At 64.3% G+C, this 22,249-nt stretch carries 20 protein-coding genes; 13 read left to right on the forward strand and 7 right to left on the reverse strand.

From position 1 onward, the window contains the following. The first annotated feature begins 32 nt into the window (after positions 1-32). The 3 genes from ACUIAH_RS03555 to gap all read left to right on the forward strand — a co-directional run bounded on the left by ACUIAH_RS03555 (position 33) and on the right by gap (position 2,482). A complete protein-coding gene (locus ACUIAH_RS03555) occupies positions 33-791 on the forward strand; it encodes a thiamine diphosphokinase (RefSeq protein WP_445341415.1) in 759 nt (252 codons plus the stop codon). A 41-nt stretch (positions 792-832) separates the two neighbouring features. Then, positions 833-1,237, forward strand: coding sequence for an arsenate reductase family protein (locus tag ACUIAH_RS03560; protein ID WP_045924129.1), 405 nt, complete (start codon positions 833-835; stop codon positions 1,235-1,237). A gap of 189 nt (positions 1,238-1,426) precedes the next feature. Then, positions 1,427-2,482, forward strand: a complete 1,056-nt coding sequence (gene gap / locus ACUIAH_RS03565; RefSeq protein ID WP_121914510.1) for a type I glyceraldehyde-3-phosphate dehydrogenase — start codon at positions 1,427-1,429, stop codon at positions 2,480-2,482. Between the two features lie 74 nt (positions 2,483-2,556). Here gap and ACUIAH_RS03570 read toward each other — a convergent pair whose 3' ends face one another. Further along, entirely contained in the window at positions 2,557-3,153 is a 597-nt protein-coding gene (locus tag ACUIAH_RS03570) for a DedA family protein (protein WP_445341416.1), read from the reverse strand. A 76-nt stretch (positions 3,154-3,229) separates the two neighbouring features. Between ACUIAH_RS03570 and ybaK the strand changes: the two genes are divergently transcribed. Next, positions 3,230-3,736, forward strand: coding sequence for a Cys-tRNA(Pro) deacylase (gene ybaK, locus ACUIAH_RS03575; protein WP_121914508.1), 507 nt, complete (start codon positions 3,230-3,232; stop codon positions 3,734-3,736). Positions 3,737-3,756: 20 nt separating this feature from the next. On the opposite strand, the gene ACUIAH_RS03580 is transcribed toward ybaK, so the two are convergent. After that, positions 3,757-4,824, reverse strand: coding sequence for a 4-hydroxy-3-methylbut-2-enyl diphosphate reductase (locus ACUIAH_RS03580; RefSeq protein WP_445341417.1), 1,068 nt, complete (start codon positions 4,822-4,824; stop codon positions 3,757-3,759). Between the two features lie 172 nt (positions 4,825-4,996). Between ACUIAH_RS03580 and ACUIAH_RS03585 the strand changes: the two genes are divergently transcribed. Then, the gene (locus ACUIAH_RS03585) at positions 4,997-5,965 is read left to right on the forward strand and encodes an aldose 1-epimerase family protein (RefSeq protein ID WP_306221940.1); all 969 of its coding nucleotides are present in this window, start codon (positions 4,997-4,999) and stop codon (positions 5,963-5,965) included. Positions 5,966-6,050: 85 nt separating this feature from the next. Next, positions 6,051-6,125 (forward strand): 50S ribosomal protein bL37, encoded by a 75-nt coding sequence (locus ACUIAH_RS03590; protein ID WP_099327425.1) that lies wholly within the window; start codon positions 6,051-6,053, stop codon positions 6,123-6,125. A gap of 155 nt (positions 6,126-6,280) precedes the next feature. Here ACUIAH_RS03590 and ACUIAH_RS03595 read toward each other — a convergent pair whose 3' ends face one another. Together ACUIAH_RS03595 and ACUIAH_RS03600 are read right to left on the reverse strand one after the other, a co-directional pair. Continuing rightward, complete coding sequence (locus tag ACUIAH_RS03595; RefSeq protein WP_313836971.1) at positions 6,281-6,568, reverse strand: hypothetical protein; 288 nt, start codon at positions 6,566-6,568, stop codon at positions 6,281-6,283. A 39-nt stretch (positions 6,569-6,607) separates the two neighbouring features. Continuing rightward, complete coding sequence (locus ACUIAH_RS03600; protein ID WP_313837041.1) at positions 6,608-7,228, reverse strand: sigma-70 family RNA polymerase sigma factor; 621 nt, start codon at positions 7,226-7,228, stop codon at positions 6,608-6,610. Positions 7,229-7,382: 154 nt separating this feature from the next. Between ACUIAH_RS03600 and ACUIAH_RS03605 the strand changes: the two genes are divergently transcribed. The 4 genes from ACUIAH_RS03605 to ACUIAH_RS03620 all read left to right on the forward strand — a co-directional run bounded on the left by ACUIAH_RS03605 (position 7,383) and on the right by ACUIAH_RS03620 (position 11,955). Continuing rightward, complete coding sequence (locus tag ACUIAH_RS03605) at positions 7,383-8,141, forward strand: exonuclease domain-containing protein (protein ID WP_445341418.1); 759 nt, start codon at positions 7,383-7,385, stop codon at positions 8,139-8,141. A 174-nt stretch (positions 8,142-8,315) separates the two neighbouring features. Then, positions 8,316-9,884 (forward strand): Mur ligase family protein, encoded by a 1,569-nt coding sequence (locus ACUIAH_RS03610; RefSeq protein ID WP_445341419.1) that lies wholly within the window; start codon positions 8,316-8,318, stop codon positions 9,882-9,884. An 86-nt stretch (positions 9,885-9,970) separates the two neighbouring features. Continuing rightward, the gene (locus ACUIAH_RS03615) at positions 9,971-11,215 is read left to right on the forward strand and encodes a carboxylate--amine ligase (RefSeq protein WP_445341420.1); all 1,245 of its coding nucleotides are present in this window, start codon (positions 9,971-9,973) and stop codon (positions 11,213-11,215) included. After that, positions 11,212-11,955, forward strand: coding sequence for an aspartate/glutamate racemase family protein (locus tag ACUIAH_RS03620; protein WP_445341421.1), 744 nt, complete (start codon positions 11,212-11,214; stop codon positions 11,953-11,955). Before ACUIAH_RS03615 ends, ACUIAH_RS03620 begins: the two co-directional genes overlap by 4 nt. On the opposite strand, the gene smc is transcribed toward ACUIAH_RS03620, so the two are convergent. Both smc and ACUIAH_RS03630 read right to left on the reverse strand, forming a co-directional pair. Beyond that, on the reverse strand, positions 11,888-15,526 hold the full coding sequence (gene smc, locus ACUIAH_RS03625; RefSeq protein WP_445341422.1) for a chromosome segregation protein SMC: 3,639 nt from the start codon (positions 15,524-15,526) through the stop codon (positions 11,888-11,890). The genes ACUIAH_RS03620 and smc overlap by 68 nt on opposite strands. After that, positions 15,526-16,947 (reverse strand): bifunctional folylpolyglutamate synthase/dihydrofolate synthase, encoded by a 1,422-nt coding sequence (locus tag ACUIAH_RS03630; RefSeq protein WP_445341423.1) that lies wholly within the window; start codon positions 16,945-16,947, stop codon positions 15,526-15,528. Before ACUIAH_RS03630 ends, smc begins: the two co-directional genes overlap by 1 nt. Before the next feature lie 155 nt (positions 16,948-17,102). Here ACUIAH_RS03630 and ACUIAH_RS03635 point away from each other — a divergent pair, with 155 nt between their 5' ends. Together ACUIAH_RS03635 and ACUIAH_RS03640 are read left to right on the forward strand one after the other, a co-directional pair. Further along, a complete protein-coding gene (locus ACUIAH_RS03635) occupies positions 17,103-18,704 on the forward strand; it encodes an aminopeptidase P family protein (protein WP_445341424.1) in 1,602 nt (533 codons plus the stop codon). A gap of 3 nt (positions 18,705-18,707) precedes the next feature. Then, entirely contained in the window at positions 18,708-19,244 is a 537-nt protein-coding gene (locus ACUIAH_RS03640; RefSeq protein ID WP_445341425.1) for an NUDIX hydrolase, read from the forward strand. Between the two features lie 45 nt (positions 19,245-19,289). Here ACUIAH_RS03640 and ACUIAH_RS03645 read toward each other — a convergent pair whose 3' ends face one another. Then, the gene (locus ACUIAH_RS03645) at positions 19,290-20,525 is read right to left on the reverse strand and encodes an ROK family protein (RefSeq protein WP_445341426.1); all 1,236 of its coding nucleotides are present in this window, start codon (positions 20,523-20,525) and stop codon (positions 19,290-19,292) included. 195 nt (positions 20,526-20,720) lie between these two features. Here ACUIAH_RS03645 and ACUIAH_RS03650 point away from each other — a divergent pair, with 195 nt between their 5' ends. Next, positions 20,721-22,232, forward strand: coding sequence for a xylulokinase (locus ACUIAH_RS03650; protein WP_445341427.1), 1,512 nt, complete (start codon positions 20,721-20,723; stop codon positions 22,230-22,232). Positions 22,233-22,249: the final 17 nt, after the last annotated feature.

The raw sequence follows: 22,249 nt of genomic DNA on the forward strand, positions 1-22,249 counted from the left end.
CTTCAAGGGACGAGCGCAGAAAGAAGACTCTTATGCAGGATGACGGCCAGTCGGGCGAGACTGTCCAGGCACCGCTCTGCCGGATCTGGGGCGCAGGACAGTACTTTGGCGAAGAGACGGCACGCGGCGATCAGGCCCTGGTCATCGCAGCGGACGGAGGGCTGGAGCCGGCCCTGGAGCACGGGGACGAGCCCGAGTTGGTCGTCGGCGACTTCGATTCCCTGCCCGCCGGCAGCCGGAAGCTGCGCACGGACATCCCCCGCCGCGTCCTGCCTGCCGAAAAGGACGACACGGACCTGCTGGCCGCGGTCAAGGTGGGTTGGCAGCACGGTTGCCGACGGTTCCTTATATATGGTGGCCTGGGCGGACGCATGGACCACACGCTGGCCAATCTGAACCTGATCCATCTGATCGCCGCCAGCGGGGGCCGGGCCGAACTCTGGGGTCAAGGGATGCTGGTCACGGCCCTTGGCCCTGGAAGCCTGGACTTCCCCGCCTGGAACTGCCCGCCCAGGTCCATGGTCTCCGTCCTGGCAGCCGACGACCAGGCTCTGGGCGTGGTCGAGCAGGGCCTCAAATACCAGACGGATGGCATGACCATGACCAACCAGGAGGTGACCGGCGTCAGCAACGAGTTCCTGCCCGGCAGACCGGCCCACATAGGCCTGAAACAGGGAGCGGTATTCGTCACCTACCCCACCTCGGCGCCTCAGCCGGTCTGGAGCACCAGCCTGGAGCCCAGGGCCGACCTGGGCTCCCTGGAGACGCGGCCCTCCCGGCGGCTGGCCTGAGCCCCTTTTTGACTTGAAACCCCACTTGGAAAGGAAAAACTATGACAGCATCACCTACAGCCCAGCACCCGCTCTTCATCTGCTACAGCCGCTGCTCAACCTGCGCCAAGGCCCGCACCTGGCTGCGCGACCACAATGTGGACTTCACCGAGCGCGACATCAAGGAGGACCGCCCCACCCAGGAGGAACTGACCGCCTGGCTGGACATGAGCGGCCTGCCCGTCCGACGATTCTTCAATACCTCGGGCCAGGCCTATCGCAGCCAGGGCTTAAGCAAACGGCTGCCACAGATGGACACGGAGCAGGCTCTGCAGCTGCTGTCCACCGACGGCATGCTGGTCAAGCGTCCCATCCTGCTGGATGGCCGGCATGTCCTGGTCGGATTCCGTCAGCAGCAGTGGGAGGATTGGCTGGCCGATACGAACGAAAATCCTCACAATTCTTGATCGTTTCGTTACGCAAACAGACAACAAAACCTACCAATTTTTTTGTTCGTTTTTTCCTTGGCAGAACCCGCGTTATCGCTTGCTATAAGTACACGGGGTTCTATAAACTATGAGATGTTATCAGTAATCGGCCATATACGGTCCGGTATTTTTTGTGCTGTATACGGCCAATCTCCAAGGGAGAATTGAATGACAGTAAAGATTGGCATCAACGGATTCGGACGTATCGGTCGTCTGGCCTTCCGGCGCATCTTTGAGCTCCAGGCCCGTGGCGGCGACGCCTCCAACATCGAGGTTGCCGCCATCAACGATCTGACCACCCCGGCCATTCTGGCCTATCTGCTCAAGTACGACAGCACCCAGGGCACCTTCCGTCACGACGACGGCACCAATGTCTCGGTCACCTCCACCGACACCGCCATCGTGGTGGACGGCAAGGAGATTCCGGTCTACGCCGAGAAGGACGCCAACAACATCCCCTGGGTCAAGAACGACGGCGTGGACTACGTGCTGGAGTGCACCGGCTTCTACACCTCCTCCGAGAAGGCCCAGGCCCACCTGAACGCCGGAGCCAAGAAGGTCCTGATCTCGGCCCCCGCCAAGGACGACACCACACCCACCGTGGTCTACGGCGTCAACCAGGAGACCCTGAAGCCCTCCGACAAGATCATCTCCGCCGGCTCCTGCACCACCGGCTCCCTGGCCGCCATGGTCAAGATGCTGGATGACAACTTCGGCATCCGCATCGGCTACATGACCACCATCCACGCCTACACCGGCTCCCAGATGCTGCTGGACGGCCCCAAGGGCAACAAGCCGCGCAATACCCGCGCCGCCGCCATCAACACCATCGAGCACTCCACCGGCGCCGCCAAGGCCATCGGCAAGGTTGTTCCCTCCGTTGACGGCAAGCTGCAGGGCCATGCACAGCGTGTGGCCGTTCCCTCCGGCTCCGTCACCGAGCTGACCTGTGTCCTGGACAAGAAGGTCACCGTCGACGAGATCAACGACGCCGCCAAGAAGGCTTTCGAGGGCAAGGACTACTTCGGTTACAACGACGAGGGCATCGTCTCCTCCGACGTGATCGGCGATACCCACGGCGGCATCTTCGATCCCACGCAGACCGATGTCAACACCTACGGTGACGACCAGCTGGTCCGCACCGTTGCCTTCTACGACAACGAGTACGGCTTCACCAGCAACATGATCCGCACCCTGCTCTACTTCGCTGAATTGGGCGACTGAGCATACGGCCGGTTTATCCGGCCATAGCGATTATGGGGTCCGCCTCCCTACGGGGGCGGGCCCCTTGCTTATCATCAGCGCTTCCGTGTGAGCGCCCGCATGGCCAGGTCGCAGACCAGCCCGACGACCATACCCGCCAGAAAACCGATGGCCATGACGGCCAGAGGGTTGTTTTCCAGCCAGGAGGCGGCCAGGTACCCCAAGGTCCACATGTAGATGGACCAGAGCAGGCCGGCCAGGGCAGCCAGGGGCAGGTAACGGTTCAGCGGATACCGGGCTGCCCCAGCCGTCAGATTGACCACGGTCCGGCCCGAGGGCACGAACCGAGAGGCCAGCGTGAAGAATCCGCCTCCCTGCAGCAGGGCCCTATGGGCCCATGAGGTCACTGCCTTGCCTGCGGCACCACGAAAGACAGCCAGACGATTCAGCGGAACCATCCTCCCCAGCCCATAAGTACAGGCATCGCCGCCTGCGAAGGCCAGGGAACATACCAGAAAGACCAAAACGGGCAGGGGTCGTCCCGAGGCCCGAAAGGCCGAAGCCGTAGCCAGGACCATGAGCTCCGTGGGTATGGGAATGATCAACGCATCCAAAAAGGCGGCCAGGAAGAGCACGGCCAGCCCCCAGCCGCCCGTCACCGCATCGAGCAGCCAGGCATTGACAGCGGTCATGGACCACCCTTTCCGCGCAATGGCGCCAAAGACACCCCTCAGCCTACCAAAACGGTCAGTACCTTAGCATGGAGTCATGAGCAAGAAGAAGCGGGCGGACTCGGATGCCGCGACCCCGGCCATGGCCCAGCTGGAGCGTCTGGGAGTTCCCTTCACCATCCACGAGTATCAGCACAATGCCGACCATATGGACCAGGGGTACGGCATCGAGGCCGCCAAAAAGCTGGGCCTGGACCCGCGCACGGTCTACAAGACCCTGATGGCCGACACGGGCAAGGAACGGGTCATCGGCATTGTTCCGGTGACCGGCCATTTGAACCTCAAACACCTGGCGGCTGCCGTGGGTGCCAAGAAGGCCCGCATGGCCGACAAGGCCCAGGCAGAACGAGAGAGCGGATACGTCCTGGGAGGCATATCGCCTTTCGGACAGCGCACTGCACACATCACCGTACTGGACCAAGGAGCCCTGGAATTCGACACCATCATGGTCTCCGGCGGCAAGCGCGGCATCAGCCTGGGTCTGGACCCGCGGGATCTGATCCGTGTTCTCAAGGCCAAGACCGCCCCGCTGGCCACCGACTGAGGGATCTTAGCCTTGGAAGCTCAGCCCTGCGGCTGTGGAGCTTTCCTGGACGCCCGTGCGGAGCGCAGGGCCGCAGGCAGTACGAAGTGCATGTGCTCGTCGACCGCCCGGGCCCGGGTCACCTGGGTGAACCCTCGGGAGGCCAGGGTCTCCAGCACCCCCTGAACCAGGTCTTCGGGAACCGAAGCACCAGAGGTGAGCCCTACCGAATCCATGCCCTGCAGCCAGGCGGGATCCAGCTCGCCCGCATCGTCGACCCGGTGGGCCCTCTGCTCGCCCTGACCGGGAAAGCGCTCATCCAGGGCCTGACGGGCCACCTCGACCAGACGCACCGAATTGGAGGAGTTGGCCGACCCCACCACAATCATGCAGTCCGCCTGACCGGCCACCAGCTTGACCGCCTGTTGCCTGTTCTGGGTGGCATAGCAGATGTCTGAGCCTGGCGGCTCCTCTATCCAGGGGAAGCGTCGACGCAGGGCCGCAGCCAGGTCGGCGGTCTCATCCAGGCTCAGGGTGGTCTGGGTCAGCATGACCAACGGCGTGTCGGGCCCAAAATCCAAGGCCTCAATATCGGCCTCATGCTCCACCAGATGAACCCGGTCCGGGGCCTCCCCCATGACTCCCACAGCCTCGTCGTGCCCACGGTGGCCTATGTAAATGATCCGGTAGCCGTCTCGCACGAAGCGCTGGACCTCCCGGTGGACCTTGCTGACCAGGGGGCATGAGGCATCGACCACGCGCATCCCCCGACGCTGGGCCTCCTTGACGACCGAGGGGGCGATGCCATGGGCCGAGAAGACCACAGGAACCCCGGCACGAACGGCCTGGTCAGGAATCTGATCCAGCTCGTCCACGAAGACAGCCCCCCGCTGGGCTAGATCCTCGACCACATGCCGGTTGTGGACTATTTGCCGGCGCACATATACCGGCGGCAGCCCCTGGTGGGGGTTGTCCGCATCCAGGATGGTCTGCACGGTCTGGATGGCACGGTCCACCCCCGCGCAGAACCCGCGCGGATCAGCCAGGATGACCCGCCCATGCCCCTGCGGGGTCGGCTGTTCGCACACGGTGGTCCGAAATCCTGCCACTGCCGCTCCTTGTCGATGTCAATCCGGAAAGTCCCGGAGATTGCAAGACCATCGTAGAAAACCAGGGCAGCTCCCGGTAGTCCATGCGCCACTCTTTCACCAAGAAGCCAAGACCGCCAAGGCGCTAGGATGGTGGCGTACCAAGCATCAACGGCACTATGGAAGTGGGAGCATGCATACGAACGAGATGATGGGCGGGGCCGTGCCCCGGACCGGACAGCAGTACAGCATCCGTCATGGGGACTACGAGGCGGTAGTGACCGAGCTGGGAGCCATCCTGCGCGTCCTGAAATACCAGGGAAAGGACCTGCTGGCCTCATTCGACCCGGATGGAACCGTACCCTGCAGCAACGGGAACGTGCTGGTCCCCTTCCCCAATCGGATCGAGGACGGCACCTACGACTTCCAGGGCCACACCTATACCCTGCCCATCGATGAGCACGACCGGCGCACCGCCATCCACGGCTATGGCTACCGAGCCTACTGGCACCTGCAGGTTCTGGCCGAAGACTCCGTCAGCCTCTCCTGGCGGGTGCCCGACATGGCCGGATACCCCTTCGACGTGGTGGTCACCGTCACCTACACCCTGGACGACCAGGGGCTGACCATGACCACCCGGGCCCTGAACCTGGGCGACGAGGCCGCGCCCTGGGCCTTCGGCATCCACCCCTGGCTGTCCAACGGCAAGCAGGGCGTCGGTGACCAGATCCAGAAGGACAACGCCCCCTGCACTCTGTCCATCCCCTGCCGCACTCATGTGGTGGTCGATCCGGACAGGCTGCTGCCCACCGGCACCGAGCCCGTCCAGGGACGGACCGATCTGCGCCAGGGCCCTGTGTTGGGCGAGGATGCGTCCTTCGACGATGCCTGGACCGATGTGGAACCGGACGACGACGGCACCTGCTCGGCCTGGTTCACCAGGCCGGACGGCATCCGCATTCAGCTCTGGGGCGATGAGACCATCACCTCCTGGCAGGTCTGCACCGGGACCGGCTTCGACGCCGGCATGCGCCCGGCCGGCGTTGCCGTGGAGCCCATGACCGCCTACGCCAACGCCTTCAGAACCGGCCGGAACCTGGTCATTCTGCAGCCTGCCGCTGCATACACCACCCAGGTGGGTTACCGGGCACAACAGCTCTGAGCGGACCGTCCGGTCGACAAAGGTCACCCCGGTGTGCGATAATCGGCAAGGCTTATAGGTTCATCAGTAGCAAAGGAGTCCAATCATGGGCATGCGCGGACGCAAGCGCAGGGATCGCCGCAAGAAGGCCGCCAACCACGGCAAGAGGCCGAACACCTGATCGTCTGCCCCGGCACCAACGGTGCCGGGGTTTTGCATATATGCATAAAGAAAAACCATGGCTGCATTCGCATGACCATGATCTGTGCAATAGCCTGAATAGCCGGACAGAAGCGATCCTCTGCCAAGAAACAGGCTGGATCTGCTTGACTTTGTCTACTTATCCGTAGCGCGATCCGGGGTTCCTTGCTCCAGTTCATCCATCTGATCGAACATGTGCCTGAGCCGATCCAGCAGACAGTCCGGTGCGCATTCGGGGCGCAGATACCGGCGCAGCTCCTCGATGACCATGCGCTCACGCTCGTCGCAGCAGGATTCCGGATCGAAACAGTCGCTGGGATCAACGCAGGAGGCATCCCGGTAGATGCGCAGGCTGGTGTGGGTCACCCTGACAGAGCCGCCGTCATCGTAGGCGTAGTGACTCATCTCCACGCGTCCGTCCATGCTCCTGCCCGCTTCCTGATACCCGATCTTCGGGGGCCCTCAATGCCCCTTGTTGCTGATCTCTTTTTTTATACTAGGCCCGGCAGCACCAGTGCCATGGTGTTCCGCTGAGGGCTTGCCTGCAGCCTCACGCTCCTGCTGGTAGCCGCGCTCCTGGGCATAGCGCTCCAGCTCCTGGCGCAACTGCGAGCGCGCACGGTTCAGCCGGCTCATGACCGTGCCGATCTTGATGCCCTCCTCGTCGGCCACCTGCTGATAGCTCTTGCCGTCGATGGCAGCATCGATGAAGACCCGTCGGCGTTCCGGGCTGAGCCGGTCCAGGGCTGCCATGATCTCCTCGGGGGCGAAGGTCTCCATGTACTCCTGCTCGGCGGATTTGAGTCCCTCGGACCCGTGCTCCGAAGCCGAGTAGATGTCCCAGTCGTTGTACTCGCCCGTCGAGTCGTTGGCCCTTTGCGGGCGCCGCTTGGCCTTGTGGTACTGGTTGAAGTAGGCATTGCGTTCGATGGTGGTCATCCAGGCCTCGAAGTTGCTGCCGGGCTGGAAGCGGTCGAAAGCCTTGAATCCGCGCTCGAAAGTGTCCTGGACCAGATCCTGGGCGTCCTCCGGGTTGTTGGTCAGGCGCATGGCCTGGCGGTAGAGCACATCCACCGCAGGCATGGCCAGGGCCTCGAATTGACGTTTTCTGCTTTCGAGTTCGCTGGTATCTGCCACAACCCCTATTGTGCCATCCCCCCTCGCCCGTGGCGGTTTCGACCCGTTCGCGGGCCGGTCGGTCCTCGGTTACCATAATGACGAAGGAGAAATCACGCTTATGGAAAACACCGAGTACACAAGCATGGAGCAGGCGCTCGCGTCAGCCCCGCAACAGGAGGGGTCGACACGCCTAGGGGACTCCTGGCTTCTGGGGTTCGACACCGAGACCACGGGTACCAGGCCGGGCAAGGACGGCATCGTTTCGGCCAGCCTGGTTCTGCGCGACCCGACCAAGGGCTACTCAGGGGACGTCGTAGCCACTTGGATAGTCAATCCGCACCGGCATATCAGCAAGGGGGCCAGCCGGGTCAACGGGTTCACCGATGAACAGCTGGCCGACGAGGGCATGGAGCCTGAGCTGGCCACCGAGCAGATGGCCGGGTTCATTGCCCGCGCCCAGGACAAGCGCATCCCCCTGCTGGCCTACAACGCGCCCTTTGACGTGCAGATGCTGGATGGGGACATCGCCCACTGGTGCGCACAGTCAGTCAAGCCGTTAAGCGAGGGGGATCTGCTGGTAGTGGACCCCCTGGTCCTGGATAGGGAGATCTCCCACCGGTCGGGCCGCCGCACCCTGGGTCTGACCAGCGAGTACTACGGTGTCATCCCCCATGGCAACTTCCACAATGCCACAGCGGATACAGTGGCGGCCGTGGACCTGATCAAGCCCATGACCACCCTCTTCCCCCAGGTGGCCCGAATCACCATGGATTCCCTTATGGACTGGCAGCGGAAGGCGCAGGCCAGGTGGCGGGACCAGTTCAACCAGCATCTGATCTCCCAGGGGCGCCGTCCGGTCACCGACTCCTGGCTCTGAAGCTCAGATCCAAGGCCGATCCGCTACCTGCTTTTTGCCCATTCAGTCAAGGGGTCGTCGGATCGTCCTGCCCTCGCCTGGAGGCGGTTTAGACTTGTATCTGGTCTCGATCGGAGTCACCAATCGGGCAGGAACAAGTTACGTGACAAACCTACAGACAAGGGGGAAGCCGGCATGGCGCTGACGATGGCTTCAACTCTGGAGCTGCTGCGCAAACATCATCAACTGCGCGAGGTGATCCAGGGCGACCAGTGGACCTTGAATACTCCAGAAGACACCCAGTCATCCAAGCCCTTCACCGACATCACCTACGACACCCGCCAGGCTGGACCCGGCAGTCTGCTCTTCTGTAAGGGCCACTTCCTGCCCGAATATCTGGATGCGTGCGACCCCGAGGGACCGCAGGCCTATGTGGCCCAGCAGGATCTGTCCGCCCACACCAAGGCCCCGGGGATCATCGTCAACGACGTGCGCAAGTCCATGAGCCTGCTGGCCGCTGCTTTCTACGGGCATCCCCAGGAGCAGCTGACGCTGGTGGGAATCACCGGGACCAAGGGCAAGACCACCACCGCTTACTTCCTGCATGCCATGCTGTCCAGGATCTCCGGAGGTCGAGCGGCCCTGCTCTCATCAGTGGACAACTGCCTGGACGGCCGGCACTACGAAGAGTCCCAGCTGACCACACCCGAATCGCTGGACCTCTTTCGGATGATGCGCCAGGCGGCAGACGCCGGCATGCGCTACCTGGTCATGGAGGTCTCCTCCCAGGCCTACAAGGTGGACCGCGTCTACGGGTTGACATTCGACCTGGGGGCATTCCTGAACATCTCCCCCGACCACATCAGCCCCATCGAACACCCCAGCTTCGAGGATTACTTCTACTGCAAGCGCCGCATAACCTACAACAGCCGGCAACTGGTTCTGGGAGCCGATGCGCGCGGAGCCGACCTGATCCGTCAGGATGCCCGCGCCGCCGGCATTCCGGTGACCACATTCGGCGATGGAACCGGGCAGGCCGATTTCCTGGTTCGCAAGGCTCCCGGCCAAGGCGACGACTACCTGATAGGACCCTCCGGCGGAGCCATGAGGCCGGTCAGCCTGTCCATGGACGGGGATTTCAACGCCCTGAACGCGGCCGCTGCCCTGGCCATGCTGACCCGTCTGGGCCTGGAGCCCGATGCCGACGCACTCCGGGCCATGGGGAGCGTCAGGATCGCCGGCAGGATGGAACGCTTCAAGGCCGACAACCGAGTGGTCTACGTCGATTACGCCCACAACAAGGCCTCGGTCACCGCCCTGCTGGATTTTGTGGACGAGCGCTACGGAAAGCGCAAACCCCTGATTACCCTGGTCTCCGGTTCAGCTGGCGGCAAGGCCATCGACCGCAGGGAGGGCATCGTCAGCGCCGCCCAGGACCGCGTCGACCGGCTGATCCTGACCGCCGACGACGAGGAGGGGGAGAGCGCGGACCAGGTGGACCGGCAGATGCTGGGCTTCGTGACCAACCCAGACCTGGATGTCCGCATCGAGCCGGACAGGGTCCAGGCCATCCAGCAGGCCTTGGGAGATCCGGGCCGGCCAGGGGACCGTCTGCGTGTCACTCTGGTCATCGGCAAGGGTGAGGAACGTTGGTTCAAGAGGGACAGCGGCCACGTGCCCTATGAGGGCGATGACCACGTAGTGGCGCGCCTGCTGGGCACCGAAAGCTACGACCTGGGAGCCACCGGCGCAGCCCAGGGATGACGATCCTGAGAGGACCCTAAGATGGAAAGCCAAATGCCCCGCGGCAGGGCGGGGCGCACGAGCATATAGTAGGTGGTTTCATACAGATGCAAGAATTCCAACCGGTCATACTGGGCAGCGACATCAACGCCTACGGCATGGCGCGCGCCTTTCATGAGGCCTATGGACTGGTCTCCACCGCCTTCGCCCACCAGCAGCTCTCCCCCACCAAGTACAGCAGGATCATCGACGTGCACCTGGTACCGGATTTCGCCAATCCCAAGGTCTTTGTGCCGGCCCTGAACGACTGGGCCGACGCCTATCACCGGGACCACCCAGGAGCCACCCTGCTCCTGCTGCCCTGCGGAGACACCTACGCCAACCTGCTGGACGAGTTCGGCGATCCCCTGCGCGAACGGTTCGTCTTCAACGCCATCGATGCCAAGCTCAACCGCGCCCTCTCGCTCAAGTCCTCCTTCTACGAACTCTGCGACCGCTATGACCTGCCCCATCCGCAGACCGTCTCGGTGGATGCCGACGATGTGAAAGCTGGTCGCCACCGCAACCTGCCCTTCGACTACCCGGTGGCCATGAAGCCCGCCGACAGCGACGAGTGGCTGGGCATCGACTTCCCCGGGAGGAAGAAGGCCTTCATCTTCAGCAACCCTGAGGAGCTGGACACCATGATCCGCAGGTCCTACCAGGCCGGGTACACCTCGCAGATGGTCATCCAGGACTTCGTGCCCGGGGGCGATGACAACATGAGGGTGCTCAACGCCTATGTGGACCGCCACCACCGGGTGCGCATGATGTTCCTGGGACACCCGCTGCTGGAGGACCCCACCCCAGAGGCCGTGGGCAACTACGCGGCCATTATGCCCGACTACAACCAGGACATCTTCGACCGGATCAAGGCCTTCCTTGAGGACATCAACTACAGCGGTGTGGCCAACTTCGACATGAAGTACGATCCGCGCGACGGCGTCTACAAGCTCTTTGAGATCAATCTGCGCCAGGGACGCAGCAGCTACGTGGTCACTTTGAACGGCTTCAACCTGGCCCGCTGCTTCGTGGACGACCTGGTCCTGGACACCCCCTTCAACGGACGCACCGTCTTCGGCCGGGGGCATCGCCTCTGGATGGAGATTCCCAAGGACATCTTCCGCAAATACTGCGCCGAGTCCGAGGACAAGCGACAGGCCATGGCCATGATTCGCCGCGGAGACTGGGGCACCACTCTGGAGTACAGTAAGGACCGCAATTTCAAGCGCTGGCTGCTGATTCGACACATGTTTTCCATCTATCGGCGTCGTTACCGGCGCTACTTCCATGACAAGAGGACACTGGCATGAGGAACTTCTTCGTCGTCCTGGGCGGCATGGGCACACTGGCCACCGAAAGCTTCGTGCGGGTGCTGGACCGGATGACCGGGGCGCACAGGGACCAGGACTTTCTGGACTATGTGGTCTTCAACCACGCCACCGTGCCCGACCGCACCGAATTCATCCTGGGCCGCAGCAAGGATGACCCCTTCCCCTATCTGGCCGAGGATGTTCGCCAGGCCACAGCCATGGGCGCCTCCTTCATGGTCATGGCCTGCAACACCGCCCATCAGATTCTGCCCAGGCTCCAGGCCCTGACTCCGGTGCCCATCCTGGATATGCCCCAGGCCACCATCGACTGGGCTGATCGGCACTATCCGGCGAAATCCCATCCGCGCATGGGGTACATGGGCACCGAGGGGTCCCGCCATGCCGCCATCTACCAGGGCCCGGCCGACAGCGCCGGCTACCAGCTGGTGGACCCGGACCAGGCCCTGCAGGACCGGGTCAGTGCGCTGATCTACGACGATGTCAAGGAAGGGCGACTGGACCGGGACCGCTACCTGGGCGTTCTCGATGCCTTCCTAAAGGACTACCGCTGCGACTCGATCCTGCTGGGCTGCACCGAGCTCTCAGTGCTCAACGAGGCCTACCCCATGCCGCAGCTGCCCATCGTGGACTCCCAGGCCGTTCTGGCAGAGGTCACCCTTGATCGGGCTCGGGCTCTTCGCGGCCGGAACGATTCGGATCCTTCAGCCGCTGGGAGATGACGGCCGTCACCCCGTCCCCCCGCATGGTGACCCCGTAGAGGGCGTCGGCGATGCCCATGGTCCGCTGCTGGTGGGTGATGATGATCAGCTGGGCATGCTCCCGCAGCTGCTCGAAGGCCTTGAGCAGCCTGGTCAGATTCACATCGTCCAGGGCGGCCTCGACCTCGTCCATGACGTAGAAGGGGCTGGGCCGGGCCGTGAAGATGGCCAGGAGCAGGGCCAGGGCCGTCAGCGACCGCTCCCCTCCAGAGAGCAGGGAGAGCCGGCGGACCTTCTTGCCGGCCGGGCTGGCCTCGACCAGAACGCCTGTGGTCAGCAGGTCATCCGGATCCTCCAGCCGCAGCCGTCCGCGCCCGCCGGGGAAGAGGGTGGCGAAGATGCGTTCGAAGGCCTGGGCAGTGTCGTCGAAGGCCTCCTTGAAGACCGTGACCATGGTCGAATCAAGATCCTTGACCAGGGCCATCAGATCGTCCCGGGACCCGATCACATCCTGACGCTGCTCGTGCAGGTAGCGGTTGCGGGACTCCAGGGCCTCGTATTCCTCGGTGGCCAGTGGGTTGACCTTGCCCAGGGCAGTCAGATCCCGCTTGGCCTTGGCCAGCCGCTTCTCCTGTTCCCCGCGCTTATAGGGCACCGTTTTGAAGGCTGGCGAATCGCCGTCTTCCTCCGTCGCTTCCTGGTCCAAAGGCACAGGATTGCCCTCGTCATCCAGAACGGGCACCGGACAGTCGGGGCCGTATTCGCGGATCAGCTCCCCCGGCTCCATGCCCAGGTCATCCTGGATGCGCTGGCGCAGACGGCCGTCCTCGCCGGCCAGACGCTCCCGCTCCAGATCCAGACCGTGCTCATCCTGGCGCAGACCGGCCACCTTGGGTTCCAGGGCATCCCTGCTGGCCCGCAGATCGGTCAGCTCCTTGTCATGGGCCGAGGCCTTGGCCCTGAGCTGATCCCGGCGGCGTGCCGCATGCTCCATCCTCCCCTTGATCAGCTGGGCCAGCAGGTCGGCCCTGAGCGCGATCAGCCCCAGGGAGGCCATGCCAGCCTTGCGACGACGGTTTTCCTCGCCTATCCGCTGACGATGGCGTTCGGCCTGGTCGGCCTGATCCCGCAGCAGATCAATCTGCCGCAGCAGGGAGGCATGCCGCCGGTCGCTCTCCGTCCAGGTCAGCTTGGCCTCCATCTCGGCGGTACGGGCCTGGTCCAGGGCCGTCTCCAATTCATGCTGCCGGTCTTCCATGCCCTCCGGGTCATCAGGATCAGTCCCCCCGTCCTCCTGGGCACGGGCCAGGCCGGCTTTCAGGTCTTCCAGTTTGAGTTCGTGGGTGCGCACCTGGTCGCGCACCTGGGCCAGCCGGTCCTCCAGATCCTTGACCCCGGCCTGGGCTCGATCGGATTCCTTGCGGGCCGCCGCCAGATCTCGGGCTGCCTGCTCGGCCTTGACCCGGGCCTCGGTGCACCGGTTGCGCGCCTCCTGCAACTGCTTCTCGGCCTGCTCAAGGGCGGCACGGGCCGCATCCATCTGCGGTTGCAGCGTCCGGGATTCATCCTGGAGGGCCTCTACCTGCGCCAGGGCCTTATCCCTGCGCGCAGTCAGCGCCAGGTCGCTGGTGGCCGGGGCTGATCCGCCCACAGCACCTACCCGGTCGTAGAGGTCGCCCAGGCGGGTCAGCGCCTGCTGCCATCCGTCCTCCAAGGCACGGCGGGCCTGATCGGCGTCATCGACTGCAGCTGTAGAGGCCAGCAGACTGCGAACAGCCGCCAGCACACCCTGGGCCCGGTCGGAGTCGGACGGATGCTCCCGCAGATCCACCAGGTCGGCGGCCGACCTCCAGGGGCCATTGCCGGGTCGTATGTCTGCCCCCTTGAGCGCATCTGATGCCGAGATCAACGCGGCGCGTCCCAGGCGATCCCGGCGGGCCCGCTCCAGGGTCCAGTCGACCGTCTGGCCATCCTTGGCCACCAGGGCCGAGGCATAGTCGTGCAGGGCCTGGGCCAGGGGCTCCTCCCAACCCTCCTCCACTCGGACGAAGTCGGTCAGCACACCCAGCAGGGCCGGATCCCCCGCCTGGGACAAGGCCTCGCCAGCGCCGCGATGGTCCAGCGTGTCCGCCAGGGCATCGGCCTTGGCCTGGGCCGATATGGCATCGGACTGGATTCGACGTTCGCGCTCCTGGAGGTCGTTGAGCCTGCTGCGGGCCTGGTCCCTGACCTGACCTGCCTGGTCCAGGGCTTGTCTGCCGTCCTGGTCGGGACCTTCCTCCTGGCTGTCCAGATCCCGCACCCGGCTCCTGGCTCGCTCCAGGCTCCCCTTGACCTGATCCTGCTGATGGGTCAGGTCACGCTCGCGCTGCCTGGAAAGTTCCAGGGCCGATTCCTCCTTGGCCACCAACTGGGCCAGGTCGCCCAACCGAGCCTGCTGCTTTCTGGCCGCCTGCCGCAGCTCGGTCATGGTCTGCCGGTGGGCGGCCAGCCGCCGCTCCAGATCCGCACGGGCTTGAACGCGGCCATCCAGGGCGATCCGGTCAGCTCCAACCTGGCTCTCCGCCTGATCGGCCTGGCCCTTGAGTTCGTCGGCCCGCCGCCTGAGCACCCCGGGGTCCTGCCCCTGGTCGGCCACCATGCCGGCCTGCAACGAACGGCTGCGCTCCCTGGCCAATGATGACAAAGAACCGGCTCGCTCACCCAGCTTGGTCAGGTCGTTCCACAGCTGGTTGACGGCCTCCAGGGCCGGACTGGACTGTCGGTCCAGCCCCTCCAGCTGCTCGATGCGCAGCTTGACCCTGGTCAGATCCTCCTGCCCCCGGGCCAGTAGCCCCCGGGTCTGGGACATCCGCGAACGCAGATCCTCCAGCTTCCTCTGCGAGGTCAGGGCGTCGTCGGCATGGATGCGTGCCTGGGCGTCCCGCAGGCTGACCTGGATCATGTCGGCCCGGCGGGAGACCTTGGCCTGGCGGCCCAGCGGCCCCAACTGCCGATGAATCTCGCCGATCAGGTCATCCAGACGGGACAGGTTGGCCTCGGTGTTGGCCAGCTTGTGAAGCGCCCGCTCCTTACGCTTGCGGTGCTTGAGGATGCCGGCCGCCTCCTCGATGAAGGCCCGATGACCGGCCGGATCAGCCCGCAGGATGGCATCCAGCCGCCCCTGGCCGACGATCACGTGCATCTGCTGGCCCAGCCCGGTGTCGCTGAGCAGCTCCTGGATGTCCAGCAGGCGGCAGTCGGATCCGTTGATGGCATACTCGGACCCGCCGTTGCGGTAGATGGTCCGGCTGATGGTGACCTCGGTGTAGTCGATGTCCAAGGTCCGGTCGGTGTTGTCGATGGTCAGGGTGACCTGAGCCCGGCCCAAGGGCGGCCTTGAGGAGGTGCCGGCGAAGATCACGTCCTCCATGGATCCGCCGCGCAGGCTCTTGGCCCCCTGCTCGCCCATGACCCAGGCCAGGGCGTCGACGATGTTGGATTTGCCTGATCCGTTGGGGCCCACCACAGCGGTGATGCCCGGCTCGAAGCGCAGGGTGGTGGCCGAGGCGAAGGACTTGAAGCCCTTGAGGGTCAGCTCCTTGAGATACATCAGGCGCGCTCCGCCTTAGGTTTGGCCAGATCGGGATTGGGACGCTCGGCCAGCAGGGTGCGGGCGTCGCCGGCGGTGACGAAGCTGCCGCAGATCAGCACGCCGCGGCCATAGCCCACCCCGGTCTGATCCTCGCTGTCGACCATGTCGACGGCGGTCTGGATGGCATCGGGCATCCGGTCGCGCCGGACCACCCTGTCGGGCCCGAAGACCCGCACGGCGACCCGTTCCAGATCCTCGGCCGGCATGACCCGGCCCTTCCAGGAGTTCTCGGTGACCACGACGCTGTCCAGCACGGGCTCCAGCAGGCCCAGATAGTCCTCCACCTGCTTGTCGGCCATCATGGAGATCACACCCACCAGCTGCTTGAAGTCGTAGTTCTCCTCGATGGCCGAGCGCAGGGACTGGGCCGCGTTCAGGTTGTGCCCGCCATCGATGATGATGGTGGGCGAGGTGCGCACCTGCTCGATCCGTCCGGGGATGCGTACCTGGCTCAAGGCCTCGGCCACCAGATCCTGGTCCAGTGCCCCGTTGACGGGGATGACCGTCTCAGCCGCTGCCAGGGCCGCCAGGGCGTTGTGGGCCTGGTGCTCCCCGAACTTATCGATGGGCACATCCTTGTAGAGCCCCTGCGGCGTGCGCAGCGTAGCCACCTGGCCGCCCACTGCGGGCATGCGGGAGACCACCTCCAGCTCGTTGCCATCCCTTAAAAGGGTGGGGGCGCCCTGCTCGCGCACGGCCTGCTCGATGATGGGCATGACGGCCTCCTCATGAGGCTGGGCCCCGACGATGACCGTGGACTTGGGCTTGATGATCCCGGCCTTCTCCCCTGCTATCTGCTCGACCGTATCCCCCAGCCACTGCATGTGGTCCATGTCCACCGGACCGATGATGGCGGCATCGCCATCGAGGACGTTGGTGGCATCCCATCGGCCGCCCATCCCCACCTCAACGATGGCCACATCCACGGGAGCGTCGGCGAAGGCCCAGACGGCCATGGCGGTCAGGACCTCGAAGAAGCTCATCGGGGCCCTGCCCTGCTGGGCGAAGCGGTCGTCCACCATGGCGATGAAATCCTCGATCTGCTGGTAGAGATCCACAAAGTCCTCGTCCGAGAGCTCCTTGCCGTCGATGGCGATCCGCTCATTGATCCGCTCCAGGTGGGGCGAGGTGTAGAGCCCGGTGCGCAGACCGTAAGCCCGCACCAGAGCCTCGGCCATCCGCGCCGTGGACCCCTTCCCGTTGGTCCCGGTGACGTGGATGACCCGGAAGCTGTGCTCCGGATGGCCCAGCAGGTCCAGCATCATCCCCATCCTGTCCAGGTCCAGGTTGGGGCTGTCATGCTCGGTGGGACGCGCCATGATGGCCCGCTCGACATCGCGAATATTCCGACCCTTGCTGTTGGGGTGTTCGAATGACATATTCTGCCTGCGCCTCCTGCTGGCTGTGGATGCTTCCCGCCCATTCTATGCGCGACCGACCCCGATTGAGGGCCGGATCAGCCGACTGTCACATCGGCCGAACGCACTACCATGGAACCAACATAGCCATAACCGGAATTTCAAGGAGGCTGGACGTGACCGCATCCGCACAGGAGCATCTACAAGGAGACACCGATCCCAAGAACGTGGACCTGGATGAGCAGAACATGGAAGACCGGGTGAACAACCGCACCCTGCGCCCCAACTCCCTCGCCTTCCAGAAGTTCATGACCACCGGGTGGCAGGCCCAGGAGCCGCAGATCGAGCCACTGGAGTCCAGCAAATATACTGAGCGCCGCCTGCGTGAACTGGGTCAGCGTTTCCCCGGCGAACGACTGGTCATCCCTGCCGGATCCTACAAGACCCGAAACAACGACAACGACTACGCCTTCCGCCCAGACACCACCTTTGCCTACTACACGGGCCTGGGCGAGGACTACGAACCCGGAGCCATCCTGGTCCTGGACCCGGTGGACCCCGACAGCCCGGAGGCCGCCAAGGGCCTGACCCATACCCCTGAGCTCTTCGTCCATCCCCGGGCCGATCAGTCCACCCGCGATTACTACCGGTCCTCCCAGTATGGGGAGTACTGGGTGGGTCCCCGCGCCGGGCTGCGGGAGCTGGCCATCATGACCGGCATCCCCACCAAGGACATCGCCTCCTTCCCTGATGCCATCGCCAAGGACCTGGGACCGGACCAGGGAGCGGTCAAGCTGCGGGTGATCCGCACCGCCGACCAGGAGGTCCTAAGCCAGGTGGAGGCCGCCCGCAAGGCCAACGGCATCGGCGGCCCTGACCGCAATGAGGAGGCCGACGACAAGCTCGAGGAGTTCACCTCCGAGGCCCGCATGATCAAGGACGACTACGAGGTGGGCGAGATGCGCAAGGCCATCGCCGCCACCAAGGACGGGTTCGACCGGATCCTGACCCACCTGCCCCAGGTGGTAGGCAAGCCCCGTTCCGAGCGGATGTTGGAGGGCGTCTTCAACGCCAACGCCCGCGAGAAGGGCAACGACGTGGGCTACGGCTCCATCATCGCCTCGGGCAAGCATGCCCCCATCCTTCACTGGATGCGCAATGACGGAACCGTCCAAAAGGGCGATCTGCTCCTGATCGACGCCGGCGTGGAGGTCAACAGCCTCTACACGGCCGACATCACCCGCACCTTCCCCGTAGGCGGCACTTTCAGTCCCCTGCAGAAGCGGATCTACCAGACCGTGCTCAAGGCCCAGCAGGCCGGCTTCGAAGCCGCCAAGCCCGGCGCCACCTACTCGGACATTCACCATGCCGTCATGCGGGTGCTGGCCGAAACACTGCACGAGTGGGGCATCCTCAAAGTCAGCGTGGAAGAGTCCCTCTCCCCCCAGGGCCAGCAGCATCGCCGCTGGCACGCCTGCGGCTGCGCCCACCATCTGGGCCTGGACGTGCACGACTGCGCGGAGGCCAGGTACGAGTCCTACCAGGGCGCGCCCATCACCCCTGGGATGATCTTCACCATCGAGCCCGGACTCTACTTCAAGGAGAACGATCTGCTGGTGCCTCCGGAGTTCCGTGGCATCGGCGTGCGCGTGGAGGACGACGTGCTCATGACCGAGCAGGGACCCCAGTGGCTGTCTGCAGGCATCCCCAAGACCGTCGAAGAGGTGGAAGCCTGGATGGCGCAGCGGGCTGCACTTGCCGACCCGGACCGGGACTGATGTATGCCCACCCCTGACTTCGTGCTCGAACTGCGCCGGTCCATAGGCCATGACCTGCTCTGGCTGAACGGTGTGACGGCCTTCGTCAGCGATGACCAGGGCCGCCTCCTGCTTGGCCGGCGCTCCGACACCGGCCAGTGGGCCTTGGTCTACGGGATCAACGAACCGGGCGAGGACCCGGCTGACACCGTGGTCCGCGAGGTCAAGGAGGAGACCGGAGTGGATGTGATTGTCACCGATCTGGCGGCAGTCACATCCTCCCAAGAGGTGATCACCTATGCCAACGGGGACCGGACCATGTATATGGATCATCTGTTCATCTGTCGGCCTGACCCCAGCGGCAACACCGACCCCTTTGTGGGCGACGAGGAGAGCCTGTCAGTCGGCTGGTTCGAACCCGATCGGCTTCCAGCCCCGCTGGCCCAGACCACTGTGGAACGCATGGCCCGAGCCCGAACCTATCTGGAACGCCTGCATGGCGGAGATGCCCACGCCCTGTTCAAGGTTGGCGGCAGGGAGCTTCCCGCTAATTCCGACTAGTCCCAGGTTGCCATTGGGCCCTTGGACGGGTCAGTCCTCGAAGGGTCAGTCCTCGAAGAAATCCAGCGGATCATCGATGAAGCGGCGCAGGCCTACCAACGCTGCTCCCTTGAGGGCCGGATAGTCGGCCTGGCTGGGGATGAGCACGCGAATGTCCACGGCATCCCGGCCCAGGGTCAGCTGATTGAGCCGATCCTGCAGACGCTGGGCCAGATTTCCCCCGAAGTGCGACCAGAATCCCCCCAGGATGACTGTATCCACGTCGACGATATTGATGGCTGAGGCGATGACCGAGATCATGGCATCGAGCCCACGGTCGATGGCATCGACGGCCTTGGCATCGCCCTGCTGCCAGCGCTGGTAGAGTTCCTCCATGGCCTGGGGCGTGACCGCTTCGGCTCCGGTGGCGATGTCAGCTGCCTCAACCAGAGCCCTGCGCCCGGCGTAGGTCTCCAGGCATCCACGGCGGCCGCAACGGCAGGTGGGGCCGTTCAGATCCACCGAGGCATGCCCCAATTCACCAGCGAACCCATGGTCTCCGGTTTCGACGGCTCCGCGGCGCACCACAGCTCCGCCGATGCCGATGTCAGTGGAGATGTAAATAAAGGAATCGGTGGGCGAAAGCGGTCCCTCATGGCCGCCCGCAGGACGCTGCGCAGCATAGCCGGGAATCTGGGCAAGGGCTGCCAGACGAGCCTCGTTGCCCACTCTGGGAGCCAGACGACGGACCAGGGGAAAGTTCTGCAGATCCAGACATTCCCACCCCAGGTTGCGGGCCATGAGCAGGGTGGTGTCGCCGCCGACCAGGCCGGGCAGGGCCAGGCCCGAACCCACTGTGCGGTAGTGCCGCCGTGACAGCTTGCGTTCGATGGGCTTGGTCAGTTTCTCCAGTTCAGCGAAGACCCGATTGGGTTCCGCCTCATGCATATCATCCTTGACCCAGGCCGAATCGATCAAGGTCCCATCCAGATCCATGGCCAGACACCCGTAGCCATCGGTGTTGATCTGCAGGCCCAGACCGGCCCAACGTCCGTGCGCGATGGACAACGGGGTGCTGGGTCGGCCATGGCTGCTCTGCGAAGTCTCAGGCTCCTCCTCGCGCACCACCCGATTCCGGATCAGAAGCCCTGCCAGGAGCGACATAGTAGCCTTGGTCAGTCCTGTGGCCTTGGCCAGATCCGCCCTACTGAGCGAGGTAGGCGACCGCAGAATGGTGTCGATGATGACCGAGAGGTTGTGGTTCCTCAGATCATCCTGATTGATAGAGCGCAGGGCAGTCACGGTTCAATAACCTTTCATGAAGGAACACAGGCCCGCAGAATCCTGGACCTTCTTCAACATCTTACGTTCCAGCCTAACGGCAGGTAAACAAATAAGGGTCACTCAGATCAAGGTCATTTAGTTTATCGATTTAATAATTGAGATACTATTATGGAGTATTCCAATGACCGGAGTGCAGAAAGCAAGGAGGCTGACATGAATGAGATCCTGGTGGCGGGAGTGGACACTTCGACCCAGTCCTGCAAGGTGAGGGTCACCGATGCCCGGACCGGTCGGCTGGTTCGCTTCGGCAAGGCTCCTCATCCGGCAGGCACCAGCGTCGATCCCATGGCCTGGTGGGAGGCATTTCAGGAGGCTTCAGCCCAGGCGGGCGGATTGGACGATGTCTCGGCCCTCAGCGTGGGTGGCCAGCAGCACGGCATGGTATTGCTGGACCACCAAGGACGGGTGATCAGGGATGCCCTGCTCTGGAACGATACGCGTTCTGCTCCTGATGCCGACGATCTCATCATCCGGCTCGCCAAGTCCGAAACCGACGGGCCAAACAAAGACCCGGACTCAGACCCGGACCTGGCCATGCAGGGCAAGCAAGCTTGGGTACGGGCTGTGGGTTCATCCCCCGTAGCCTCGCTGACCATCACCAAGGTGGCCTGGGTCAGCCGGATGGAGCCGGATAAGGCCAAGGCCATCGCGGCCATATGCCTCCCCCACGACTGGCTGAGCTGGGTCATCGCCGGCCATGGCCCCGCAGCCGACCCTGGGGCTGAACCCGGGCTGAAGGATCTCTTTACAGATCGTTCTGATGCCTCCGGCACCGGCTACTACGACCCCGCCGCCGACAGCTACCGGCGTGACCTGCTGGCCATGGCCCTCCCCGCTGGAATGGCCGAGCGGGTGATCCTGCCTAAGGTTCTTGGCCCCCACCAGGTCGGAGCCAAAGCCGACCCCCGCATCGCCGGCAGGGACGTGCCCGGAGGCTGCATCATCGCACCGGGCGGCGGCGACAACGCCATGACGGCCCTGGGCCTGGCCATGCAGGTGGGCGACGTCTCCATCTCCCTGGGAACCTCGGGGGTCGCTGCAGCGGTCAGCCCGGTCCCCGCCTATGACATGAGCGCCTCGGTAACCGGATTCGCGGATGCCACCGGCCACTGGCTGCCCTTGGCCTGCACCATCAATGCATCACGCATCCTGGACGCAGGCCTGGCCGCCCTGGGAACCGATTACGACGGTCTGGCCAAACTGGCAGAGAAGTCCTCGCCAGGGGCCGAGGGCATCACCCTGATCCCCTACTTCGACGGCGAGCGCACTCCGAACCGTCCAGATGCCCACGCCAGGCTGGAGGGACTGACCCTGGCCAACACCACGCGCACCAACCTGGCCCGAGCATTCGTGGAGGGCCTGCTCTGCTCCCAGCGTGACTGCCTGGAGCTGCTGAAACGGCTGGGCACTACGGTCTCCAGGATCCTTCTGGTCGGCGGCGGCGCCAAGTCCCCAGCGGTCAGAGCCTACGCACCAGGGATTCTGGGCATGGATGTGCAGTTGCCCCGGCCGGACGAGTATGTGGCCATCGGTGCTGCCCGCCAGGCAGCCTGGACTCTGACTGGGGAAGAGGAGCCCCCCGCCTGGCCGGTGGACATCGAGACCACCCTGACGGGAGCCCCCTGCGAGCAGGTCTACCAGCAGTACCTGCGCTGGCGGGGATGAGGGGCCCCGCCAGCCTG

This window comes from Bifidobacterium sp. ESL0820 (assembly GCF_052606235.1).

Coding starts and splice junctions, on each gene's coding strand:
- ACUIAH_RS03555 (WP_445341415.1), top strand. CDS start 33: ATGCAGGATGACGGCCAGTCGGGCGAGACTGTCCAGGCACCGCTCTGC.
- ACUIAH_RS03560 (WP_045924129.1), top strand. CDS start 833: ATGACAGCATCACCTACAGCCCAGCACCCGCTCTTCATCTGCTACAGC.
- gap (WP_121914510.1), top strand. CDS start 1,427: ATGACAGTAAAGATTGGCATCAACGGATTCGGACGTATCGGTCGTCTG.
- ACUIAH_RS03570 (WP_445341416.1), bottom strand. CDS start 3,153: ATGACCGCTGTCAATGCCTGGCTGCTCGATGCGGTGACGGGCGGCTGG.
- ybaK (WP_121914508.1), top strand. CDS start 3,230: ATGAGCAAGAAGAAGCGGGCGGACTCGGATGCCGCGACCCCGGCCATG.
- ACUIAH_RS03585 (WP_306221940.1), top strand. CDS start 4,997: ATGCATACGAACGAGATGATGGGCGGGGCCGTGCCCCGGACCGGACAG.
- ACUIAH_RS03595 (WP_313836971.1), bottom strand. CDS start 6,568: ATGGACGGACGCGTGGAGATGAGTCACTACGCCTACGATGACGGCGGC.
- ACUIAH_RS03600 (WP_313837041.1), bottom strand. CDS start 7,228: ATGCCTGCGGTGGATGTGCTCTACCGCCAGGCCATGCGCCTGACCAAC.
- ACUIAH_RS03605 (WP_445341418.1), top strand. CDS start 7,383: ATGGAAAACACCGAGTACACAAGCATGGAGCAGGCGCTCGCGTCAGCC.
- ACUIAH_RS03610 (WP_445341419.1), top strand. CDS start 8,316: ATGGCGCTGACGATGGCTTCAACTCTGGAGCTGCTGCGCAAACATCAT.
- ACUIAH_RS03615 (WP_445341420.1), top strand. CDS start 9,971: ATGCAAGAATTCCAACCGGTCATACTGGGCAGCGACATCAACGCCTAC.
- ACUIAH_RS03620 (WP_445341421.1), top strand. CDS start 11,212: ATGAGGAACTTCTTCGTCGTCCTGGGCGGCATGGGCACACTGGCCACC.
- smc (WP_445341422.1), bottom strand. CDS start 15,526: ATGTATCTCAAGGAGCTGACCCTCAAGGGCTTCAAGTCCTTCGCCTCG.
- ACUIAH_RS03630 (WP_445341423.1), bottom strand. CDS start 16,947: ATGTCATTCGAACACCCCAACAGCAAGGGTCGGAATATTCGCGATGTC.
- ACUIAH_RS03640 (WP_445341425.1), top strand. CDS start 18,708: ATGCCCACCCCTGACTTCGTGCTCGAACTGCGCCGGTCCATAGGCCAT.
- ACUIAH_RS03650 (WP_445341427.1), top strand. CDS start 20,721: ATGAATGAGATCCTGGTGGCGGGAGTGGACACTTCGACCCAGTCCTGC.